This window comes from Oligoflexus tunisiensis (assembly GCF_001748245.1).
In the GTDB taxonomy this organism is placed as follows: Bacteria; Bdellovibrionota_B; Oligoflexia; order Oligoflexales; family Oligoflexaceae; genus Oligoflexus; species Oligoflexus tunisiensis.
The window spans coordinates 2,343,333-2,362,759 of sequence record NZ_BDFO01000001.1; the positions used below are offsets into that span (position 1 = coordinate 2,343,333).

At 55.8% G+C, this 19,427-nt stretch carries 19 protein-coding genes; 5 read left to right on the forward strand and 14 right to left on the reverse strand.

Annotated elements, in window-relative coordinates; genetic code table 11:
- Window positions 1-73: 73 nt before the first annotated feature.
- The gene (locus tag OLTU_RS10190) at window positions 74-400 is read left to right on the forward strand and encodes a YciI family protein (protein WP_141732653.1); all 327 of its coding nucleotides are present in this window, start codon (window positions 74-76) and stop codon (window positions 398-400) included.
- A 9-nt stretch (window positions 401-409) separates the two neighbouring features.
- Here OLTU_RS10190 and OLTU_RS10195 read toward each other — a convergent pair whose 3' ends face one another.
- From OLTU_RS10195 to OLTU_RS10210, 4 genes are all read right to left on the reverse strand, one after another.
- Window positions 410-1,021, reverse strand: a complete 612-nt coding sequence (locus tag OLTU_RS10195; RefSeq protein WP_141732654.1) for a VLRF1 family release factor — start codon at window positions 1,019-1,021, stop codon at window positions 410-412.
- Window positions 1,022-2,773, reverse strand: a complete 1,752-nt coding sequence (locus OLTU_RS10200) for an ABC transporter ATP-binding protein (RefSeq protein WP_141732655.1) — start codon at window positions 2,771-2,773, stop codon at window positions 1,022-1,024.
- A 98-nt stretch (window positions 2,774-2,871) separates the two neighbouring features.
- The gene (locus OLTU_RS31860; RefSeq protein ID WP_218109958.1) at window positions 2,872-3,420 is read right to left on the reverse strand and encodes a hypothetical protein; all 549 of its coding nucleotides are present in this window, start codon (window positions 3,418-3,420) and stop codon (window positions 2,872-2,874) included.
- Window positions 3,421-3,602: 182 nt separating this feature from the next.
- Window positions 3,603-4,421 carry a GNAT family N-acyltransferase gene (locus OLTU_RS10210; RefSeq protein WP_176736500.1) on the reverse strand — a complete coding sequence of 273 codons (819 nt, stop codon included), beginning with the start codon at window positions 4,419-4,421 and terminating at the stop codon, window positions 3,603-3,605.
- Between the two features lie 325 nt (window positions 4,422-4,746).
- Here OLTU_RS10210 and OLTU_RS10215 point away from each other — a divergent pair, with 325 nt between their 5' ends.
- Window positions 4,747-5,331 (forward strand): hypothetical protein, encoded by a 585-nt coding sequence (locus tag OLTU_RS10215; protein ID WP_141732657.1) that lies wholly within the window; start codon window positions 4,747-4,749, stop codon window positions 5,329-5,331.
- A gap of 102 nt (window positions 5,332-5,433) precedes the next feature.
- Window positions 5,434-6,117 (forward strand): hypothetical protein, encoded by a 684-nt coding sequence (locus OLTU_RS10220; RefSeq protein ID WP_141732658.1) that lies wholly within the window; start codon window positions 5,434-5,436, stop codon window positions 6,115-6,117.
- Between the two features lie 42 nt (window positions 6,118-6,159).
- On the opposite strand, the gene OLTU_RS10225 is transcribed toward OLTU_RS10220, so the two are convergent.
- From OLTU_RS10225 to OLTU_RS10235, 3 genes are all read right to left on the reverse strand, one after another.
- Window positions 6,160-7,653: a glycoside hydrolase 5 family protein gene (locus tag OLTU_RS10225; protein ID WP_141732659.1), complete on the reverse strand. Its 1,494-nt coding sequence runs from the start codon at window positions 7,651-7,653 to the stop codon at window positions 6,160-6,162.
- A gap of 120 nt (window positions 7,654-7,773) precedes the next feature.
- Window positions 7,774-8,916, reverse strand: coding sequence for a GNAT family N-acetyltransferase (locus OLTU_RS10230; RefSeq protein ID WP_141732660.1), 1,143 nt, complete (start codon window positions 8,914-8,916; stop codon window positions 7,774-7,776).
- Between the two features lie 52 nt (window positions 8,917-8,968).
- Window positions 8,969-10,837, reverse strand: coding sequence for a M2 family metallopeptidase (locus OLTU_RS10235; protein ID WP_141732661.1), 1,869 nt, complete (start codon window positions 10,835-10,837; stop codon window positions 8,969-8,971).
- A 253-nt stretch (window positions 10,838-11,090) separates the two neighbouring features.
- Here OLTU_RS10235 and OLTU_RS10240 point away from each other — a divergent pair, with 253 nt between their 5' ends.
- Entirely contained in the window at window positions 11,091-11,666 is a 576-nt protein-coding gene (locus OLTU_RS10240; RefSeq protein WP_141732662.1) for a 1-acyl-sn-glycerol-3-phosphate acyltransferase, read from the forward strand.
- Here the strand turns inward: OLTU_RS10240 and OLTU_RS10245 are convergent.
- From OLTU_RS10245 to OLTU_RS10265, 5 genes are all read right to left on the reverse strand, one after another.
- A complete protein-coding gene (locus OLTU_RS10245) occupies window positions 11,663-12,229 on the reverse strand; it encodes a hypothetical protein (protein ID WP_141732663.1) in 567 nt (188 codons plus the stop codon). The two genes, OLTU_RS10240 and OLTU_RS10245, sit on opposite strands and share 4 nt — an antisense overlap.
- A gap of 7 nt (window positions 12,230-12,236) precedes the next feature.
- Entirely contained in the window at window positions 12,237-13,442 is a 1,206-nt protein-coding gene (locus OLTU_RS10250; RefSeq protein ID WP_141732664.1) for a SpoIIE family protein phosphatase, read from the reverse strand.
- A 150-nt stretch (window positions 13,443-13,592) separates the two neighbouring features.
- Window positions 13,593-14,636, reverse strand: a complete 1,044-nt coding sequence (locus OLTU_RS10255; RefSeq protein ID WP_141732665.1) for a cytochrome d ubiquinol oxidase subunit II — start codon at window positions 14,634-14,636, stop codon at window positions 13,593-13,595.
- Window positions 14,633-15,961, reverse strand: coding sequence for a cytochrome ubiquinol oxidase subunit I (locus OLTU_RS10260; protein WP_141732666.1), 1,329 nt, complete (start codon window positions 15,959-15,961; stop codon window positions 14,633-14,635). The genes OLTU_RS10255 and OLTU_RS10260 overlap by 4 nt, the downstream gene beginning before the upstream one ends.
- A 20-nt stretch (window positions 15,962-15,981) precedes the next feature.
- The gene (locus tag OLTU_RS10265) at window positions 15,982-16,944 is read right to left on the reverse strand and encodes an alpha/beta fold hydrolase (RefSeq protein WP_176736501.1); all 963 of its coding nucleotides are present in this window, start codon (window positions 16,942-16,944) and stop codon (window positions 15,982-15,984) included.
- A gap of 274 nt (window positions 16,945-17,218) precedes the next feature.
- On the opposite strand from OLTU_RS10265, the gene OLTU_RS10270 reads away from it, so the two are divergent.
- Window positions 17,219-17,986 carry a transporter substrate-binding domain-containing protein gene (locus tag OLTU_RS10270; RefSeq protein ID WP_141732668.1) on the forward strand — a complete coding sequence of 256 codons (768 nt, stop codon included), beginning with the start codon at window positions 17,219-17,221 and terminating at the stop codon, window positions 17,984-17,986.
- Here OLTU_RS10270 and OLTU_RS10275 read toward each other — a convergent pair.
- Together OLTU_RS10275 and OLTU_RS10280 are read right to left on the reverse strand one after the other, a co-directional pair.
- Window positions 17,983-18,645 (reverse strand): trypsin-like serine peptidase, encoded by a 663-nt coding sequence (locus OLTU_RS10275; protein WP_218109959.1) that lies wholly within the window; start codon window positions 18,643-18,645, stop codon window positions 17,983-17,985. The genes OLTU_RS10270 and OLTU_RS10275 overlap by 4 nt on opposite strands.
- Before the next feature lie 246 nt (window positions 18,646-18,891).
- Window positions 18,892-19,356, reverse strand: a complete 465-nt coding sequence (locus tag OLTU_RS10280; protein ID WP_141732670.1) for an SRPBCC domain-containing protein — start codon at window positions 19,354-19,356, stop codon at window positions 18,892-18,894.
- Window positions 19,357-19,427: the final 71 nt, after the last annotated feature.

Consider the following 19,427-nt stretch of genomic DNA (forward strand, 5'->3'; position numbering starts at 1 on the left):
GCGTTTGTCTGACAAGGTGGCCTTGCTGGTCCGCTTTGTGCTTTAATACCTTCGCCATAAGGAGGGCTGCTCCATGAAACTATTTATTTACGATCTGGCTTTGCAACCGGACTATCAAGACCCGGCTGCATGGGATGCGCGGGTGGAAGAGGTTTTCAATCAGCATGCGGATTATCTGAATCAGGCCATCAAGCATGGTCGCGTGATGCTCGTGGGTCGCACGGATACGGCGCCCAAGGATAATTACGGCCTGGTGGTTTTCGAAGCCGAAAATCAGGCGGATGCGGAGGAGTTCATGAAAGGTGATCCCGCCATCGCCCGTGGCGTGATGCAGGGTCGTGCCTTCCCCTTCAAGCTTCTCAAGGTCACCGACCAGGCCCGGAAATGGCAGGCTTGGTGAGAGGCGGCATCAAAGGAATTCGGCCCGGCAGAGGAGACGGTGAATGCGCTGCATCTCCTCCTGCCCTGGCGGTCGTACCATGAAGGGCACCCGACGCCAGCGCGGATCATCCTTCGCAATCGCCGGCGCCGCGACAGCCTGAAAGAAGGCCCCTTTCAATTTAGGTGTGCAGCTCAAAAAAATTTGCGTCAAAGGGTGGATGCGGCTCCAGCCCTGCATGCGTTCATGGATTTCCTCGAAGAAAAGTTGCGACTGCCGCAGCCTGATGCGCGAACCCAGGCGGGATTTGCCCTTTTCCTGCAGGTAGGTGAGTTGGGCACGGCCCTGGGTTTTGCGCACCATATACTTTTGGATCTGTTTGGATTCAAGGATCTCATCCGCCTGCGCCACGGCCACGGACGCGCGTCCGGCCTGGATCAGCATCAAACCATAGCAGGCGGGATCATCAATGGCGTCCCGCAGTTCATCGAGCGTGGACCAGCCGGCCCGCCGCAGAATCAGGGGCAGGCGCAGAGTGCGGTCGCCACTGATCACGCAGTCCTCTTCCACCCGGGCATCGACGGCGATGGTTTCAACCCATTCCACGAAATCGGCATAGGATAGATAGCGGGGCTCGTTCATTTACGTCACCACAAACTGCCGGTTCACCAGCTTGTAATACATCCCTTCACGTTCATTCATCAACTCCTGATGGCCTCCGCTCTGCACAATCCGTCCTCCCTGGATCACCAGGACACGATCGGCATTTCGCACCGTGGAGAGGCGATGAGCGATCACCACCGTGGTGCGTGACTGCATCAGAAGGTCGAGCGCCTCCTGGACGAGGTGTTCACTTTCCGCATCCAAAGCACTGGTGGCCTCATCCAGAATCAGAATCCGTGGATCCTTGAGCATGGCCCGGGCAATCGCCACGCGCTGCCTTTGTCCTCCGGAGAGCTGAATGCCACGCTCGCCGACGATGGTGTCATAGCCCTGAGGAAAACCGCTGATAAACTCATGCGCATGGGCTGCCCGCGCGGCCGCCTCGACTTCGGCATCTGTGGCCGTGGCCTTGCCATAGCGAATGTTGGCGGCAATCGAGGCACTCAAAAGCACAGGATCCTGCGAGACCACTCCAATCTGCTGGCGCAACCATTCGCCATCCAGCGTGCGCACATCCTGTCCATCCAAACACACCCGGCCCTTCGCAGGATCATAGAAACGACAGATCAAACTCGCAATGGTGGACTTTCCGCTGCCGGAAGGTCCCACCAGAGCCACGACCTCGCCCGGTCGAATATTGAGATCCAGCTCCTGCAGAACCATCACATCCGGACGCGAAGGATAATAAAAATCCACAGCCTGAAACTGCAGGTATCCCGTCACCCGGGGCAGGGTCTGCCCGCCGCGCAGAGGGATTTCCGGTTGCCGGTCCAGGATTTCAAAAACACGCCGCGCGGCTCCGGTCGCTGACATGAAGTCCGTCCAGAGCGATCCCAGGGCCCCGACGGCAACCGCCACCGTCATCGCATAAAGGATAAAACTGGTGAGATCGCCAACGGACATTTCTCCCGCGATCACGAGGCGCCCCCCGTACCAGAGCACGCCGGCAATGGCCGCATAGCCGAGCAGACTGGCCAGGGCTGAGATGTAAGCAATGCTGCGAATCCTGAGGCGCGCTAGGCCATAGGAACGTTGCACGGCCTTCGCATAGCGCTGCACTTCACTCGATTCCTTGGCAAAGGCCCGCACGGTACGAATGCCTGAGATGGTTTCCTCGGCCACGATTCCGGTTTCCGCCAGGGCATCCTGCACGTCGCGTGAAATCTTCCGCACGCGCCGACCAAAGAGGGCGGTGCCGATCGCCAGGGGCGGAACGCAGCCGAGCAGTCCAAACGCCAGCACCGGCGAGGTGTAAATCAAGAGGATCAGACCACCGACCGCGGCGCCGAGATTTCGCATCGACATGGAAATATTCACGCTCACCGCGTTTTGCAGAACCGTGGCATCCGATGCGAGGCGACTCATCAGTTCACCCGTTCGGCGGCTGTCGAAGAAGGCGATGTCCTGTTCCATGATCGAACGGTAGAGCTGCTCCCGCAGGCTGGCGACGATTTTTTCGCCCGCGCTAGTAAAAAGATAATAGCGCATGCCACCCGCCAGCGCCTGCACGCAGAATACCGCCAGCATCATCAGGGCGGCCTGGTCCACGGCCGAGGGCTGTCCGGAGCCCAGAGCCTCATCAATAATGACCTTGACGGCCTGCGGGTAGATGAGAAGCATGCTGCTTCCCAGAATCAGAAAGATCAGACCGAGACCCAGCCGTCGCCGTTCCGGCCAGGCGAGTTTTAAAATGCGGGAGAGTCCAGGTGTTTGAGTCTTCGTAGGGTTCAAAGGAAAGTCCAGGTGTTTGAGTCTTCGTCGTGTTCAAGAGATATCCAGTCCATGGAAGGAAAAAAGCCCTTGTTCAGAAAACAAGGGCCAGAGCGGACTTATTTTTTCTTTTTCTTGCGGGCCGGCTTGGCCTTCTTTCCCGCCGAAGATTTTTTCGCAGCTTTTTTCTTCGCGGGTTTGGCGGCTTTTTTCACGACTTTTTTCTTCGCAGCCTTGGCCGTTTTTTTCTTTTTGGCGGCGGGGGCTTTTTTCGCCGCCTTTTTCTTCGCAGCTTTCTTTTTGCCAGCGGCAGGTTTTTTGGCTGCGGCCTTCTTTTTGGCGGCCGGCTTGCGGGCCTTCTTTTTGGCTTTGGGTTTGGCGTCCGTGGATTCTTCTTCACCGTCGGATTCCGGAGCCATCGCGGCGTCCTGTTCCGCCCCGCTCAAGGCCTCATCGATCGCCTGCAGCAGGACCTGAACTTCCTGATCGAGGCTGACCGGATCTTCAATTTCATTGAGGTCATCCAGGATCAGGCGCAGCGGCTGATGAAATTTGCTGTCGATGCGCGACCAGATCTCCTCCAGGTCTTCATTGCGTGCATAAGCGATAAAAAATTCTTTCAAAGGCTCAGCCAATCGCGTATCGGAACGGATGACTGATGTTACCATTGCGGGGAAATTGTGAGGTTCGAAATCCATCAAGGCCTCCGAGGCGAATGAACATTGATCGACAGCTTATGGTATGACACTTTGCGGACGACTCGGAACCATTTCTTTACGACTCCTGAGTATTTTTCTCAGGAGCCCTCGGGGAAGTTGCGCGTATTTGACATGGATAACAGGATGTTAGCTTAGACGCTGCAGGATAGGGTGAACTTCAGGACTTCATCCAGACAGGGCTGGATCAGGCGGACGCTTTGGGTTTTCACGCGGAGAACCCAGTCCCTGGCGGCCGGTCCCAGGGCCTCGTCTACATGCGGCGCCACAAATCGGGCCCAGGCGAGAAAGGGAACATTTTCGCCGCGCATGACCTTCTCCAGATCGATGCAAACGACGCAGGACTCCCGTCCCTCATACAAAGGGTGCCGACCGGAATAGGGCAAAAGTTCACCGGCAAAACGGAGGTAGACCGGAATCAGGGATTTGACACAGTAACCGAGGAGCATGCGCCCCCCGCGTTTGAAGGCGGCCCAGGCACATTCGGCCAGGAGCAGGGTCAGAAGATGGCCGCGGCGGAAGTCGGGATGCGTGCAGACACGGGAAATTTCCACCGTGCCCGGGGCGGTGATGAGCGTATCCGGCAGAGGGACCAGGACACTGGAGATTTCCGAGCGTTCGCGTTGACCATCCAGAAAAAGGAGACGTCCCGCTGCGACCAGCTGGTCACGCAGGATGAGTTTGATATGGACAGCCTGGGCGTCGAAGCTGTCTCGACATTTTTCCCGGTTATTCGTTTGCAGAAGACGCCCATCGGCTTGCGCCGCACGCAGACGCAGCTGCAGAATATCGGGCGACAGTTCGGTGGTGACTTCGATCTGAACTTCGTCCAGCACAAAAGGCGCCGGCAGTCCCTGTTCATGAAACCAGCGAAAGCCAATACGTCCCGAATTTTGTTGCCAGAGGGTTTGGGCGATGCGATGTCTTTGCCACTGGGTCAGGCTAGCCTTCATGGTGAGCTCCCTGGTGAACCGTCCCAAGTCTTGCGCCTCCCTTTCTGCACGATGCTTGCCACAATTCTGCCGGAAATTTTTCCGCGAGTTTCTGCGATTTGAGGCGGCTGGTTTGGGTTGATGCTTCGGTTCTCGACAGGATTGCTTGAACATTGGTCTACCAGGTGGAAAGATTTGGTCTCTTAAATGGATTATTCCGCACCTGTTTTTGCTGGAGAAAAAGGGAAATAGGCAGGGCGTAAGGTGCAGTTTTCCTGGGATTTTGGTTCCCGCACAAGTCCAACCTGCATCCTCCCGATCCTGTTGGTATGTGGCAGGAGGTTCCATGCGCCCGGCTCAGGTTCTGACCATCAATCCCAAGTCGCTCAGTCCGGAAAAGCGGGACAGTTTGCAGGCGACTCAGCGTTTTTTGCGTCATACTTTTCGTAAGATTTTAGTGGAACAGGCTTCGGTGGATATTTTCGAAGAGCCCCTCTTTGTCGAGGACCCGCATATTTATGCGACCTGGTCGACCCAGTCCTGCCTTTTGGGAGCTGGATTTAAGATCGGGGCCCGCATCCAGTTCGATACCCAGGATGGGCGTGCGTTGCAGGAATTGCACGGGAAGCTCGCGCCGGATGTCACGGATGAGCAGCTGGTGGTTCAGATGCAGGAAACCACGGACCAGATTCTCGTGCATTTGCAGCGTCATTGCCAGGCGGCGGGCCTGATCACTGGCATCAGCCAGGCGTCCTTATCGAAGGCTTTTAGCAAGAGTCAAAGACCATCCTATCAGCTGCTGGGAGGTGCGGTGGATTCCTGGCTCCTTCGGATTCAGGATGCAGTCTTCTACTGCACGACTCACGTTATCTTCGATGAAAGCAGCGATCTTGAACTTTTGAGTCAGAGCCTCGCGACCGGACATGGTTGAAGCTGCGCGCGAAAGGCGCGAGGCAGCTCGAACAGCCCCCGTTATCTCCCGCTGGGCAACGCCCGCCAACCTATTGTAAAATGGCCCTTCAAGGAGGCAGCCATGATCGACTTGTTCCATCAGGTGGACGAATATTGCGAACGCATCGATTTTCAGCTCCTGTCCGAGCCCCTGAATCTCTACAGCAACCTCCTGTTCTGGGTGGCCGCGGGTCTGGCTCTTTACGAAATCTGGCGGAGTTCCGTGCGGCGCGCGGGATCGCTGTGGTGCCTCTTGATCCTGCTGCTGTTGGTAGGATGTGGTTCCGCCCTCTTTCATAGCTACGCCACCCAATGGGCGAAAATCTGCGATGTCGGGTTCATCGGCCTCTTTGTGGTCTGCTTTCTTTGGTTCTGGGCGCGGTCCATTCTGCACCTTGCCCTGCGGTACAGTGTCTATTTCATGCTGATGTTTTTCGGACTCTCCGGCCTTCTCTACGCAATCTTTTTGCGGTTGCCCGTGAATGGCTCGCAAGGTTATTTCGGTGTCGCCCTCTTCCTGCTCGCCCTCGGTGTCCAGCAAAGCTGGCAACTGTCAAAGTCCCAAACCCTGACGCGGGCTGCCTGCGTGTTCATCGCCTCGCTCGTCTTCCGAAGCCTGGATGAGCAGCTCTGCTCGATCTGGCCCTACGGCACGCACTTTCTCTGGCATTCCTTGAACGCCGTTGTCTGTTATCTCACCATTCGCGGCATGCGCGAGGAACTGGAGTGGCAGGAAGGATACCGCGGGCTCACAGGCCCGCGGTAAAAAGAGAGCCAGGCGGGCTAACCATCCCTGCCGGCTGTATCGTTAAAGAAGGGGCAGAACACAGCGGGAACCCTGCGGGTCCACACCATGACCCGTGGCATCCACCGTTGTCCCGCGCGGGCAGATGCCGACGCAACGGGAAAGCGGTTGCCCGCGAACCAGATTCTGCTGGCAGCTGATCTGTTGTTTGAGCGCCAGCTGTTCGGCGGGATCATCCTCGGCCATGGTGCCCTGAAATCCCGCTTTATTTACGTCACGAAACAGGCGCGAAAGCAGATAGGTCCGATCCTGAGCCTCCCCGCTGAAACCGGCCTCTTCCAAAATGATAGGCTTGCCGTGACGGGCAGCCAGAGCCGCCCTGTCCTTGATCACGCAGCGCTGCAACCAATTCAAATCCGTGGTGGGAATGCTCCAATCTTCCGGATGGAGATGCGTGGTCATGAAGGAGATATGAGGCAGCGTCGCATTACGGGCGAAATCCACACCCTTCATTCCATTATGAATCCAGGCATGTTTTTGCAAACAGCCGGGATCCTGATGCGAACTGCGGAAACCCTCCTCGCCAGTGGTGATCAGATGCCGGGCATCCACGCTGCGCACAAATTCCGACATGTCCGCGAGCCAGTTGTAAACGAGTTCCCCGGCCTTATACGTTGCGGGGTTTTCCGCCGCACAACTCTGGAAAGTCTTCTGCCCCACGCCAGTGCTCAGACACTCATAGTAATCGGCCGTGCGCGCTTTGTTGCTCAGCTCCACCGCAAGGATCGCGGGATCATCGCGATAGCTGAGGCCTGTATAAGGATTGATGCGGGTCAGGAATTTTTGAACATGATTCTTGAACGCACTTTTCACCGTCTCATCGAAATAAAAGGCTTCCCGGGTGACGATGGCTTCCACGGGTTGATCCGGACGCTGCAAGGCCTGGCACTCATCCGGATTGTAGGTCAGCTTCAAAACCTGATTTTGGCGTGTCGCGACACAGGACCAGGTTATTTTCCGTTTGTCCGTGCCTCCTGTCTTCACCAGCGCGTGCTCCACCCACCAGTCCATGCCACAGGATTCCGGCTCATGGTTCACGAGCGGCAAAATCACCCGCAGACCATGCTGCCCCGCACGAGCGATGGTATAGTCGAGCGGCTGAATGCCGTCCATGTTCAGCGACAGATCCTTGTTGATGAAAGGCGGGGTGACCTGGCTGCCTTTGGCTCCTTCGCAGGAAAACCCCCAAAGACGGATCACCTTGTATCCCGTGGCCGCATAATGTTCCAGCGCCCGATCAATCCCGGGGTAGGTGGCGCGACCCTCCTTGTTTTCCCTGATGATCTGGCTTTGAAAGGCTTCCGCCAGGGCGAGGCGATGGACATTGCTGCCTGTAAAGTGAAAGGGCTGGCCCTCCACCTGGAGGCGTCCATTCACGACCTGCACAAAACTTTGTGGGGTGCGTGGCGTCGCCGTCACCTGGGATTCCAAACGCTGATTGTTGCAGCCCAGGCCATTGAGAAGACAAAGAAACAAAGGTCCCGCGAGCATCCTCATGGATTTTCTCCTTCCATCGCCTTCAAGGAAATACTCGATTTTTTCCGGGAACGATACTTCATTTCATGGGGAATCAGGAAAACGAAAAGGTCTGCATCCAGGAATTCTGTCGCGCGATAGCTACAGTTTTTCAGGCGTTTTATAAGGGCTTTTGCGATCCAATTCCGCCATGGCTTCCTGGATCAAAAGACGCTCGGATTGAATGAACCGTTCGATCGGCTCGCGCAGATCCGGATCCATAATGCGATGGGCGCTGCGGGTCAGGCTGGGGCGAAAGCCACGTTGAATCTTGTGTTCTCCTTGCGCTCCGGCTTCAAAAAGTTCCAGGCGCTGCCGGATGGCAAAGTCGATGGTCTGATAATAGCAGAGTTCGAAGTGAAGATCCTGATAGGGCGCGAGGCTTCCCCAGTAGCGTCCGAACAGGGTTTTGCCTTTGAAAAAATTCAAGGCGCCCGCCACCGGTTCCTCATTCTTCGATGCCAGAACCAGCACAATGCGATCCGCCATGCTGGAAAAAACCTGTTCAAAAAAACCCTCACGCAGGTACGGAATCGCATTCTTCTTTTCCGCAGTGGTGAGATAAAACTCTTCCATCAGAGCCGCATGCTGAGGCTTAAGATCGGCACCACTGAGGCATTGAATGTCCAGTCCATGGGTCGCGACCCGCTGTCTTTCCCGCTGAATATCACGGCGCCGTTTGCCGACGAAGCTGTCGAGGAAATCCTGAAAATCCCGATAGCCCTGATTGCGCCAGTGATACTGAAGGGAGTGACGTATGACAAAGCCCTGCTCCTGAAACGCCGCGCATTCCTCTTCAGGAATAAAAAGTGCATGCACCGAGGACAGACGTCCCTTCACCCCGAGCTGCAGGGAAAATTGAATCAGACGTTCGCGCACACCCGTGGCATCGCTGTCCGGACGGAGCAGAATCCGCCGACCCGTGGCCGGAGTCATGGGAGCGGCATGCAGAAGTTTGGGATAATAGGGCCGTTGAAAGCGCTGAAAAAAGCGGGCCCATTCCCAGTCGAAAATATACTCACCGTAGCTGTGCGATTTCACAAAACCGCAGAGCACGCCGGCCAGTCCTTTGTCATCCCAGGCCTGCAGGTAAATGGGATCCCAACCCGAATCCCCACCGATACTGCCGGTCGCTTCCAGCGCCTTGAGGAAGGGCTGGTCAAAGAACGGAAAATCCGGATCTTCCAGCGGGAGCCAGTCGGTGTCCTGGATGCCTTCCATGGAGGAGGCGATCCTGTATTCCATCCGTGATCCTCCCTATAAAAAAGGGGCAGAAGCTGCCCCTCACCTCGCGGGATTAAAGGGTTTTGGCGTAAGTCGCCGCGCCTTCCCAGCCGCAGGACTGGCCTTTGTTTTGTTCCTTCAGCCAGGCTTGCAGCGGGGCAAAATAGTCGATCATCGCCGAAGCATCCATCTTGTCATTGCCTGTGATCTGAGCCAGAGCTTCCGGCCAGGGCTTCGACGCACCGAGTTCCAGCACCTTCCGCAGCTTTTCACCCGCAGCCTTGTTGCCGTAAATCGAACAGGTGTTCAGAGGACCCTTGTGTCCCGCGGCGTCACAGAGCGCGCGATGGAATTGGAACTGCAGCACATCCGCGAGGAAATAACGCATGTAAGGCGTATTGCCAGGCACATGGTATTTCGCGCCGGGATCAAACGCATCGGCTGGACGAGGAGCCGGAGGCACGACGCCCTGATATTTCAGGCGGAGATCCCACCAGTGCTTGTTCCAATCCTTTTCCGCCACCTTGCCCGAGAAAACATCCCAGCGCCACTTGTCGACCAGAAGACCCCAAGGCAGGAACGCGACCTTATCCAGGGCTCTTTGCATCTGCGAGTTGATCACAGCCTTTTGATTGTCGGCAGTGGTTTCCAGGAGTCCGACCTTTTTCAGATAGTCAGGCGTCATGGACAGCGCAATGGCATCACCGATCGCTTCATGGAAGCCATCGTTGGCTCCCGACTGATAAAGCATCGGTTTATTGTAGTAATAGAGATAGTAGTAGTTGTGTCCGAGTTCGTGATGAACGGTGACCAGATCCTCCTGATTGATCTTGATACACATCTTGATGCGCGCATCACCATTGTATTCCGGATCCCAGGCACTGGCGTGACAGACAACTTCCTTGTCCTTCGGTTTCACCAGCATCGAGCGTTCCCAGAAGGTCTTGGGCAGCGGCTTCAGGCCAATCGAGGTGAAGAAGGATTCCGCCAGCTTCACCATTTTTTCCGGCGTGTATTTCTGCTTCTGAAGCGCCGGGGTCACATCCACTTCCGGCTGTCCTTTGTAAGGCTCCAGATCGGAATAAATGTAATTCCAATCCTGGGCCCACATGTTGCCGACCAGATGCGCCGGCAGACCGCCTTTTTTCGGCACCAGGGATTCGCCATAGCGGGCATTCAGCTTCTGGCGCGCATAGCAGTGAAGGTCCTTGTAAAGAGGCTCCACCTGCGTCCAAAGTCGATCCACTTCCTTTTCGAAGTCGGCCGGGCTCATATCATAACCGGAACGCCACTGGTCACCCATATCGGCAAAACCAATGCTGCGCGCGCCTTCGTTGCCCAGCTCAACAAAGCGTTTGTAGAGCGGACGAATTTTCTGCCCCAGGGTATCGTGCCAGCCGGCCCAGGCGGCTTCGAGTTCCTTGCTGTTGCGACTGGAGGCGATGATATCCTCGAGCGCACCCAGATCCTTGCAATTCTTGCCCTGCTTGTCGCAGACTTTGCCCTTGCCGTATTCCGCATCCATCGATGTGGCGACACGCGCCAGCTCCTCGGCCTTCGCTTTGTCGGTCGGAGCCACGAGACTTGCGCTGGTGCGCAGCAATTGAATCTGACGACGGGTATCCGCATCAAGCTTGTCGAGTATCGGCACAAAACGTGCGGATTCCTGGATCGCCTTGGTAGAGTAGCTCAGGTATTCCGCATTCGCAGCAGCGGCCGCCGCTTCAGTTTTTGGAGTGATGTTGGTTTGCTTGGCCCAATCGGCTTTCGCTTGGGTGACGAGCAGACGCCTGAGGTCCTTGTCCACCTGGGCGACAAAGGCTTTGGCTTCTTCCACAGTCACAGGTTTGGTACTGGCCGGAGTTGGAGCGGCCGCAGCATGGAGCAGGCTGCTCAGGCCCAGGCCCAGACTCAGTCCAAGACCGCTGATGGAATGTTTCATAGGAATTCCTTCTACGCAATTTTGACACTTATAAAGCTACATTATGGGCTGACAGACGGTGCAAGCTAGCAAGAGCACCCGTCTCTGGCAAGTCTGAAGGCGTCTGGAATCGCGCTCAGGGGGAGGAAAGCCGCTGAAAATCAGAACGCCCGAGACATGGGGGACGCGAACGACTGGGTACTCGGGCGTTGCAATAAAACCCGCAGCCGAAATATGCTATGATTGCCTATGAAGATGGACAGGAGCAGCGCCTATGGAAGGATTGGCAAGGTTTGCCGGTTTCGCATTGCGGCTTGCAGGCTGGCAGGTTGTGGGACAGCTGCCGCCTCAGAAAAAATTGATTGCGATCATCGCCCCGCATACCTCGAACTGGGATTTTTTTCTGGCGCTGGCGCTGGGGCTGCATTGGAAAGCCATGCGCAAGACCATCTGGTTCGGCAAACACACCATCTTTGTGGGGCCGATCGGTCGTCTTTTGCAGGCGCTGGGTGGCATTCCCATCGATCGTTCCAAGCCGCACCGGGTCGTCAGCCAAACCATCGAGGCAATGAAGAGACGGGATGAAATGATCCTGGCGCTGTCGCCCGAGGGCACACGAAAATGGACCGATCATTGGAAGAGCGGCTTTTACCTGATCGCCCTGAAAACCGGACTGCCGGTGGCTTTGGTCTTTATTGATTTCAAAAATAAAAGGCTCGGGCTTGGGCCGATTGTGCAATTCACCGGCCAGCAGGAGTCCGACTGGAATCTTTTGCGGCAGTTCTATCAAAAGGAATGGGCTCGTTATCCAGCGGATTTCAGTGAAATCCGCTCCCGCAGCAAGTCCTAGAGGAATTCGATATCATCCTCGTCCTTGGCCTTGCTTTCATCGGTCAGGGACGCCAGTTTCTCGCGAGCTTCCTGGCCCGTGATTTCATACTGAGCCGAGACCAGAACCTGCAGCTGCTGATTCGAGACGCGGAAGACCAGGGTCTGGCTGCTCCAGTTCACATCCTCAAAGAAGATCTCACAGAAGCCTTCCAGATCCAGCGGAATACTCTGTCCCAATTCCAGTTCCAGATGCGAGATATGGCGCTTCAGGCGGCCACCCAGAACGTTGCACAACTCTTTCATGAAATCGATCGCCACCTTGTCGGAGACTTCGTTCCAGCTCTTGTGCTGACGGACCCCTGCGAGACGCTTGGCTTCGTCCATATGAAAGTGAATCTTCAGAAACATGCGCATCTGAGCATTGCTGAGCAGCATGATGACCATGTGTTCTGAGAAAGCCAGGTCCTTTTTGGGGATGGCGACGATGTTGAGTTTTTCCGAGGGGACCTGCTTCTGAAAGAATTCAGACAACATGTCGGTGATGGAGTGCTCAAGATTGTGATGAATTTGCTCAGCGTGCATGGGTCCCTCAGGCTTTATAGGAGATGAAAAGCATCGCGACATCATCCTCGACTTCCGTGCCTTCCCAGCTCTGCTTCATCAGTTCCAGACAGTCGGTCTTCAGCTGGTGAATATCGCCCTTCCTATCGACGATCATCTGACGGACGACCTTTTCCTTGATCACCTGGCCTTTCCTGTCCTTGTTCTCGAGCAGACCGTCGGTGTAAAGAACGATCGTATCGCCGGGCTGCATATCGAATTCATAAACATCAAAGCGGGGATCCGGACTGAAGCCAAGGATATCGCCGCCGCCCTTGATGCGGGACAGCTGCCCCTGCTTGGCCTGATAGAGGAAGGGCAGGCGATGACCGGCGTTTAGAAAGCAGGTCTTGCCTGTACTGATTTCGATCGAAATAAAGAACATGGTCATCGACAGCCGCGCGTCGGCTTTCAGAATCATGCTGTTGGCTGCGGAGGCCAGGAGCATGAGACGCTGCGATTGGGTGTAGGAGGCAAAGAGTTTTTCCTGGTCATGGAACAGCTGCTCGGTCGAGTAAATGGCGCCATAGACCACACCGGTGAGCAGAGCCGAGGAAAGACCATGACCCGTGACATCCCCGACATAGACGTTGAAGATATCGTCCGGCTCATCATAGTGATAGCCAAACCAGTCGCCGCTGGTTTCGGCGGCCGGCACAAAGATCGATTCCAGTTTGATCGCCGGCGGCAGCGTGCTGTCGGGCAGCAGGGTTTCCTGGATGATCTTGGCCTTCTTGATTTCGTCCTCGATCTTCTGCTTCTCCGAATTGATCGCTTCCATCTTCTTATAGGCGCGATGCAGTTCGGTGGTGTCGGTGCCTTTGATCAGAAAGAGAGGGATCTTGATATGGCTGTCCACCATACGGGTGATCTGCCAGTAGATCTTGATCTCGTCGCTCATATCCTCGTTGGAAAAGCTGGCGTTCTCGAAGGGCTCCTTCTTCAGAATGTCGATGAAGGTGCGCTTCACCCGACCCTGGCACAGCTCGTCAATCGTCCGGCCGAGGATTTCCGTTTTGGAGCGCTCGAAAAAGTTCATGCCATGCTGATTCAGGCGATAGATGCGGCCGTTCTGATCGGTGATGATGATGATGTCAGGCTGATTGTCGATGATGTTGCGGGAAAAATATAACGAAGTTTCAAGAACCCTTATGATTTCATGAGTGGCAATGAGATCATGATTGGTTTCTTTCATCCCGCATGGCTCCAACGGAAGTGGAATATATTCCTGTTAATTCTAACAGATTTCCTTTCCTCCCGCTAAACTTCTGCAGTCAGCCTTTTAAGGGGCGAACGGCCGGTGTGTGGACCTGTTCGCAAGAAATCCGACTATCCCTGGCCTTATTCAAGGTTTGTAGCGACGTTCCTCGTCCAGGGTTTCCCACTTGAAGATCTTGAAGAGATAAGCCAGCGCAGGAAATATGCAGAGGGAACCCACCACCAGGGCGCCCACCAGAACCCGCAGCGTGGCCGGTGGAGCCGCGGCCGCAAAAAAGGAAAGGGTCGGCGGTTGGTTGCCGGTCGCATAGTAAAGCGCGGTTGGATACTGCGCTGCGAACCAGGCGACGATGATGGAAGCCACCAGCATCACGCTGAAGGTCCGGGCCCAGGTTGTCCAGATCGAACGATTCAGACTGATCCAGACCAGAGGCCCGAGAAGAATCGCCATCCCGAAGAAGACGAGGCTATAGGCATTCTGAATGATCAAACTGAAGAGCGGGCGGCCCATCATCTCCGCCAGCACCAGAGGCACAGGCGCCATAAGCGAGGTGATCAGGAGGGCAATTTTTGCCTTGCGCCGCAGAATGCGGGTGAGTTCAATTTCATCCGCTTCCCCCACCAGAAAGATGCTGGCCAGCATGGTGCAGAAACATGCCGTGAAAAGCCCGAGACTGACGCAGAATGGGTTCAGCCAGGGATCGAGGAAAAGTTCCCGATATGTCTGCGCCTGAGGATCGATGAGCCCGGCCACCGATGAGCCGCCGAGCACGCCCAGAAAGAAAGCGGTCCAAAGACTCGAATAGGCAAATATCCGGGTGTACGTGCGACGGTAGGTGCGGGTCGTATCATAATAGCGAAAAGTAAAGGCACAGCCGCGGGCCACGATTCCCACCAGAACCGCCATCAAAGGCAGGTGCAGATACGTTGAGCCTTCGGTGTAAACCAGGGGAAAACCCATAAAAATGATCACCACGGCCAGAATCAGCCAGACGTGATTCGCTTCCCAGACCGGAGCCATCGCATGGGTGATAAGGGCCCGCTCATCCTCCCGCGTATCCTTGCTCAGGAACAGTTCCATGATGCCCGCGCCCAGATCCGCGCCGCCGAAGAGAACGTAAAAAACCAAAGCCAGCCCCAGAAAAACCAGGATTACATCCACGAGGCTCATGCGGGACCCTCCTTATCCTGCGATTGGCCCAGGTCCTGCTGCAGGGTCAGAATCTGCCGTCGCACCAGCTGGTAGACGACGAGGCTGAGGGCGAGGTAAATCACCAGATAAAGGATAAAGGTATAAATGATCCCAGGCCGCGGCGTGAGGGCATCCGCGGTTTTCAAATAGCCATAGATCACCCAGGGCTGACGTCCCACTTCCGTCACCACCCAGCCGGCTTCGATGGCGATCAAACCGAGGGGTGACATCAGCACGAGGGCTTTCAACCAAAGCGGTTTTAAGAAGTTCTCCGGTCTTTTCCACAGCCAGAAAAGCCCCAGTGCCCCCGCCAGAGCCATGAGCGTTCCGATCCCGACCATGATCTGAAACGCGATGTGCGTGATCACGACCGGTGGCCAGAGCTCGCGTGGAAAATCCTTGAGCCCTTTCACCTCGGCGTCGAAGTCACCGAAGGCCAGAAAACTTAAAGCCTTCGGAATGGCAATCGCATAATCCGTGCGTCCGCCTTCCTCATCCGGCAGGCCGCCGATGAGCAGCGGGGCTCCTTTTTCCGTTTCGAAGTGTCCTTCCATGGCCGCAAGCTTAATCGGCTGTCTCTCGGCCACACTCTTGGCTGCAAGGTCACCACTGATCGGCTGAATCAGAGCGGCCACGGCCCCTACGAAAAAGGCTATTTTCATCGCCTCCCGATGCACCGGATGCTGCAGACGCAAATAGAGGAGCGCATGCACGCCGGCAAAGGCAAATCCAACGGCCTGGAAGGAGGCGATGATCATGTGCACGCCCTGCTCCAGAGCGGCGTCATTGAACATCGCGGCCCAGGGATCGATATTGATGGGCTGCCCGTTGTTCCAGTCGAAACCTGCGGGACTGTTCATCCAGCCGTTGGCACAGATCACAAAAAATCCGGAGGCCACTCCGGATACACCCACCATCACACCGCTGAGCCAGTGGCTGCGTTCCGGCAGGCGCTTCCAGCCGTAAAGGAAGATTCCGATGAAGATGGCTTCCAGAAAAAAGGCAGCCCCTTCCCAGGAAAAGGGCATACCGATAATCGGCCCGGCATGAATCATGAATCCTGGCCAGAGAAGTCCCAGTTCAAAGGACAGTGCCGTTCCCGAGACAGCCCCGACGGCGAAAAAAATCGCCACGGTTTTGGACCAGGCCTTGGTCAGAACCCGAAACTCGGAGCGACGGGTTTTAAGATAACGATGATGGGCAATCGACATCAGAAAAGGCATGGCTATGCCCACCGCTGCGAACACGATGTGAAAGCCAAGGCTGAGAGCCATCTGGAAACGCGCTGCGAGAAGATCGGTCATGCTTCCTCCAGGAAGAGCACCTAACGCGATTTCGATTTCCTTTTCGCCTTCGGTGTCGGCTTGTTGTTTCTGGCCGCAGCCTGCGCTGGAGCCCTGGCCACCTGCACTGCAGGCTTCACCCGTTCCGCGATGAACTTCTCAATGCGTAGGTGGATGAATTCCGGTAATTCCAAGGGCCCGATATGACTTCCGGTGGGCAGGGTCAGAAGTTCAGCATCGGGAATGCCTTGATGCAATTTCAAACAGATCGGATAGGGCGTGAAGCGATCCTTGTCGCCCGCGACGACCAGCACCGGAACCTTGATTTCCGGCAAAAGGTCTTCCGCCGAGTGACGGGTGGCTCCTTCCAAAGCAGCGAGATAAACCAGAGGCTGCATCGCACCCACATCCTCGAAATAAACGCGGAAATCGTGCCGGCGCGTCAGCCACGGGTTCACCTCAAAAAGCACCGCATAGAGATACGTGATCTCCGAGTCGAGCAGGGGACGCCAGAGCTTTTGAATATACTGATCCCATTTGATGAAGGCTTTTTTCAGCCAGGGCAGGGCCATGGCGAAGACGGGGTTGCCGTGGACATGCCGCAGCGCTTCACCAAAGGGACCATTGATTAAAATAAGTGCCTCAAAGGCTTCTTTTCTTTGCCGATAGCATTCCAGGACGACCTGAACGCCCATGCTGTGACCCACCAGAAGGATCGGGCCTTGGACATCGAGATACTCCAGCAGCTCATTGATATCCTGAGCAAAGCGTTCCACGGTCATCGTTTCCAGATTCTGCGGGATCGCGGATTCGCCATGCCCTCGATACTGACTATGAATGATGCGGTAGTGCTGGGAAAAATGCGGGATGAAATACTTCCAGATATAACCTGTGCAGGCCACGCCATCACACAGAACCAGCGTCATAGGCCCCTGGCCGATACTTTGATACCAAATGTCCGTAGCGTCCGAGCTGGTAAAAAAGCCTGTTTCCCTGGCTGGCATGCTGGCTCCTGTGGGGAACATGAATCCAAGAATGATCGTCGATTATAGTGGCATGAAAGCGCGCCATCCGAAAAGTCCTATGTTGAACTTCAGCGCGGCCTGGGCTTCCTGCTTGCATGAAACTTGGCAACTCAAATGGAAAGCCGTATAACGGGAACATAATCAACAGAGTTCAAGGACCTTGAGGCTTTTTGACGTGAAATTCCATGAGCAGTTGTTCAGGTGCTGGCTCGGCGCAAGTCTGGGCTTGACCGCGACAGGAGTCGGGGCCTCGGTGCCTGGCCATCCCCACAACCTGGTACATTTTGATATAGCCTTTCGAAAGGATTCGGATGCCGCCCTCAGGCTCATCAGTACCTTTGAAGGTGTGTTCCGGCCCATGGGTATGCAGGTTGTGGTGGAATATTTTCCCTGGCGGCGCGGAATTGAGGAGCTGAAAAACAAGCGCCTCGATGGAAGCATTGGTCGGGTCGATGATCTGGTGACCCTGCATGGCGTTCAGGATTATGTCCGCCTCGATGTTCCTCTCCTGTATGCGACCCTTGCCCTTTGGTGCAACAAGGATGCACGGCGCATGAAAGCGTTGAAACAGCCGCGGGTCGCCTATTTGGAGAGCAGTATGCTGGCCTCACGGGTGGTCCAGCACATTCAGGATAAAAGCGTTCAGGTGTCCCCTGTTCATAGCTATCGCAATATGCTGGTCATGATGCAGAGGGATCGCATGGACTGTCTGCTGGCCAGCGCGGCGCGACTGGAGGTTGAATCCCCCGATTTGAAGCAGTTTCCGGGCATTTTTCGGCATAATCTGGTCACGATGCCTGCTTATGTCTGGCTTGCAAAAAAGCATGAAAGCACGAAGTCGGTGCTGGAAAAGGAACTGCGGCAGCTCGTGGCGGAGAAGGAATGGAAAAGGAACTATTTTGAAGAGACCGCCCGCTGTGGGGGGCAATTCGAACAACTTTGTCCTGACGGGCGGATCTTCACCCGTCAGCTGAAGGTCAATGAGGAAATCATGGCGCCCGCAGGCGCCTCAAGTCCTTAAAGGACGCGGGACGCGGCGCGAATGCCGGAAATCGTCCAGCCGCTGTTTGTGCCGCCTGAGTAGCTGCAGCCGCCCAGGGTGTGCACGCCCACAAGCTGGCCGCTCGAATTCAGAATGCCCGATCCGGAACTTCCACCGAGCGTATCAAGACCCGCATAGTAAATGCGGGAACCGCTGGCGCTGCCCGAGAGTCTGCCAAACGCCACCGACTTGGGGCGGGCGGCGGGATGCTGAATGATGGTCAGGGTGCTCGTCGCCGACGTGCTGATCGGAGTCGGGGCCACGCCGGGATCCGAGTTCAATTGGATCAGCGCAAAGTCGGGTGACATGCTCGATTCAATGAAAGTGCCGCGCACGGTCCGCACCGGACCATCGGCATTGGCTTCATAGTTGAATTCCACCGAAGCGCTCGCGCCTCTGTTTCCGCAGTGACCCGCGGTTAGAAAAAGGTTTTTGTAGGAGCCCACGGTCCCGATATAGGTGCCCGTGCAGTTGCGATTCAAGCGACCCACGGATTCTTCGCGTGTCTGCACATGGGAAACGCTGCCACGGTAACTGTTGATGGCGACAAAGTCCTCAGTCTGGCCACAGATGGATTTGACTTCACTCACCTCGGTGGTGCCGTCTCCGCAGCCATTCATAACTGTCCAGCCAGTCAAAATTAGAGCCAGGCAAAATCTCTTTTCTTTTAGCATCTTAATTCTCCGCTAAGGTCGCTTTGATTTAATATTAAATGGCTATTACAGGAAATTGCCTAGCAACATTCACTAAAACTAAACGACAGTGTGAAAGATGCTGGTTGGAATTGGCCATTCCGACTTTTAGCCATGAGTTCGGAAACTTCCCGTTTGGTCTCAGGGCATCTTTGTTCGGAGATGAAATTTTCTGAGTTGCAAGTTTGGCCATTATGCGGCTGAGCGTTGGACCTGATCGCGCAGGGCCTCATGCATGGCTTGAAACCGTTGTCCCAACAGGCGATGGAACCATCCGAGCAGACGGCAGGCGGCGAGCCCGTGGATTTTTTCGGTTTGTACGATACGGCATTGCCCTGGCTTCAGGTCCTCGATGACAAACGAATGCCGGGCACTATAGAGCCAGCTGAGAGTCGCCTTGTAATCCCAGGCCAGAACCTGATTCTCATGATCTGTCTGCGCCACGCGACAGGACAAAGGCAGGCGGGGGCCGAGTCCCATGAAGAAATAAACCTGGATGGGCGCACCCACCTGAGCCTGGCCTTCGATGCGGGTGATGTAAGGATTCCATTCCGGATAGCGCGCCCACTGCATCAGGGTCGCAAAAACCTCCCTGCCGGCAGCCGGGATAATGAAAGACTCCTGCACTTCCGTTTGAAACATGCTGGTCTGCGCCATGGCTCAATCCTCCTCATCATGATGCTATCACAAGCCGGTTTCTGGCAGAAAGGCACGCCAGGCCCGGAGCC

Coding starts and splice junctions, on each gene's coding strand:
- OLTU_RS10190 (WP_141732653.1), top strand. CDS start 74: ATGAAACTATTTATTTACGATCTGGCTTTGCAACCGGACTATCAAGAC.
- OLTU_RS10195 (WP_141732654.1), bottom strand. CDS start 1,021: ATGAACGAGCCCCGCTATCTATCCTATGCCGATTTCGTGGAATGGGTT.
- OLTU_RS31860 (WP_218109958.1), bottom strand. CDS start 3,420: ATGGTAACATCAGTCATCCGTTCCGATACGCGATTGGCTGAGCCTTTG.
- OLTU_RS10210 (WP_176736500.1), bottom strand. CDS start 4,421: ATGAAGGCTAGCCTGACCCAGTGGCAAAGACATCGCATCGCCCAAACC.
- OLTU_RS10215 (WP_141732657.1), top strand. CDS start 4,747: ATGCGCCCGGCTCAGGTTCTGACCATCAATCCCAAGTCGCTCAGTCCG.
- OLTU_RS10220 (WP_141732658.1), top strand. CDS start 5,434: ATGATCGACTTGTTCCATCAGGTGGACGAATATTGCGAACGCATCGAT.
- OLTU_RS10225 (WP_141732659.1), bottom strand. CDS start 7,653: ATGAGGATGCTCGCGGGACCTTTGTTTCTTTGTCTTCTCAATGGCCTG.
- OLTU_RS10230 (WP_141732660.1), bottom strand. CDS start 8,916: ATGGAATACAGGATCGCCTCCTCCATGGAAGGCATCCAGGACACCGAC.
- OLTU_RS10235 (WP_141732661.1), bottom strand. CDS start 10,837: ATGAAACATTCCATCAGCGGTCTTGGACTGAGTCTGGGCCTGGGCCTG.
- OLTU_RS10240 (WP_141732662.1), top strand. CDS start 11,091: ATGGAAGGATTGGCAAGGTTTGCCGGTTTCGCATTGCGGCTTGCAGGC.
- OLTU_RS10245 (WP_141732663.1), bottom strand. CDS start 12,229: ATGCACGCTGAGCAAATTCATCACAATCTTGAGCACTCCATCACCGAC.
- OLTU_RS10250 (WP_141732664.1), bottom strand. CDS start 13,442: ATGAAAGAAACCAATCATGATCTCATTGCCACTCATGAAATCATAAGG.
- OLTU_RS10255 (WP_141732665.1), bottom strand. CDS start 14,636: ATGAGCCTCGTGGATGTAATCCTGGTTTTTCTGGGGCTGGCTTTGGTT.
- OLTU_RS10260 (WP_141732666.1), bottom strand. CDS start 15,961: ATGACCGATCTTCTCGCAGCGCGTTTCCAGATGGCTCTCAGCCTTGGC.
- OLTU_RS10265 (WP_176736501.1), bottom strand. CDS start 16,944: ATGCCAGCCAGGGAAACAGGCTTTTTTACCAGCTCGGACGCTACGGAC.
- OLTU_RS10280 (WP_141732670.1), bottom strand. CDS start 19,356: ATGGCGCAGACCAGCATGTTTCAAACGGAAGTGCAGGAGTCTTTCATT.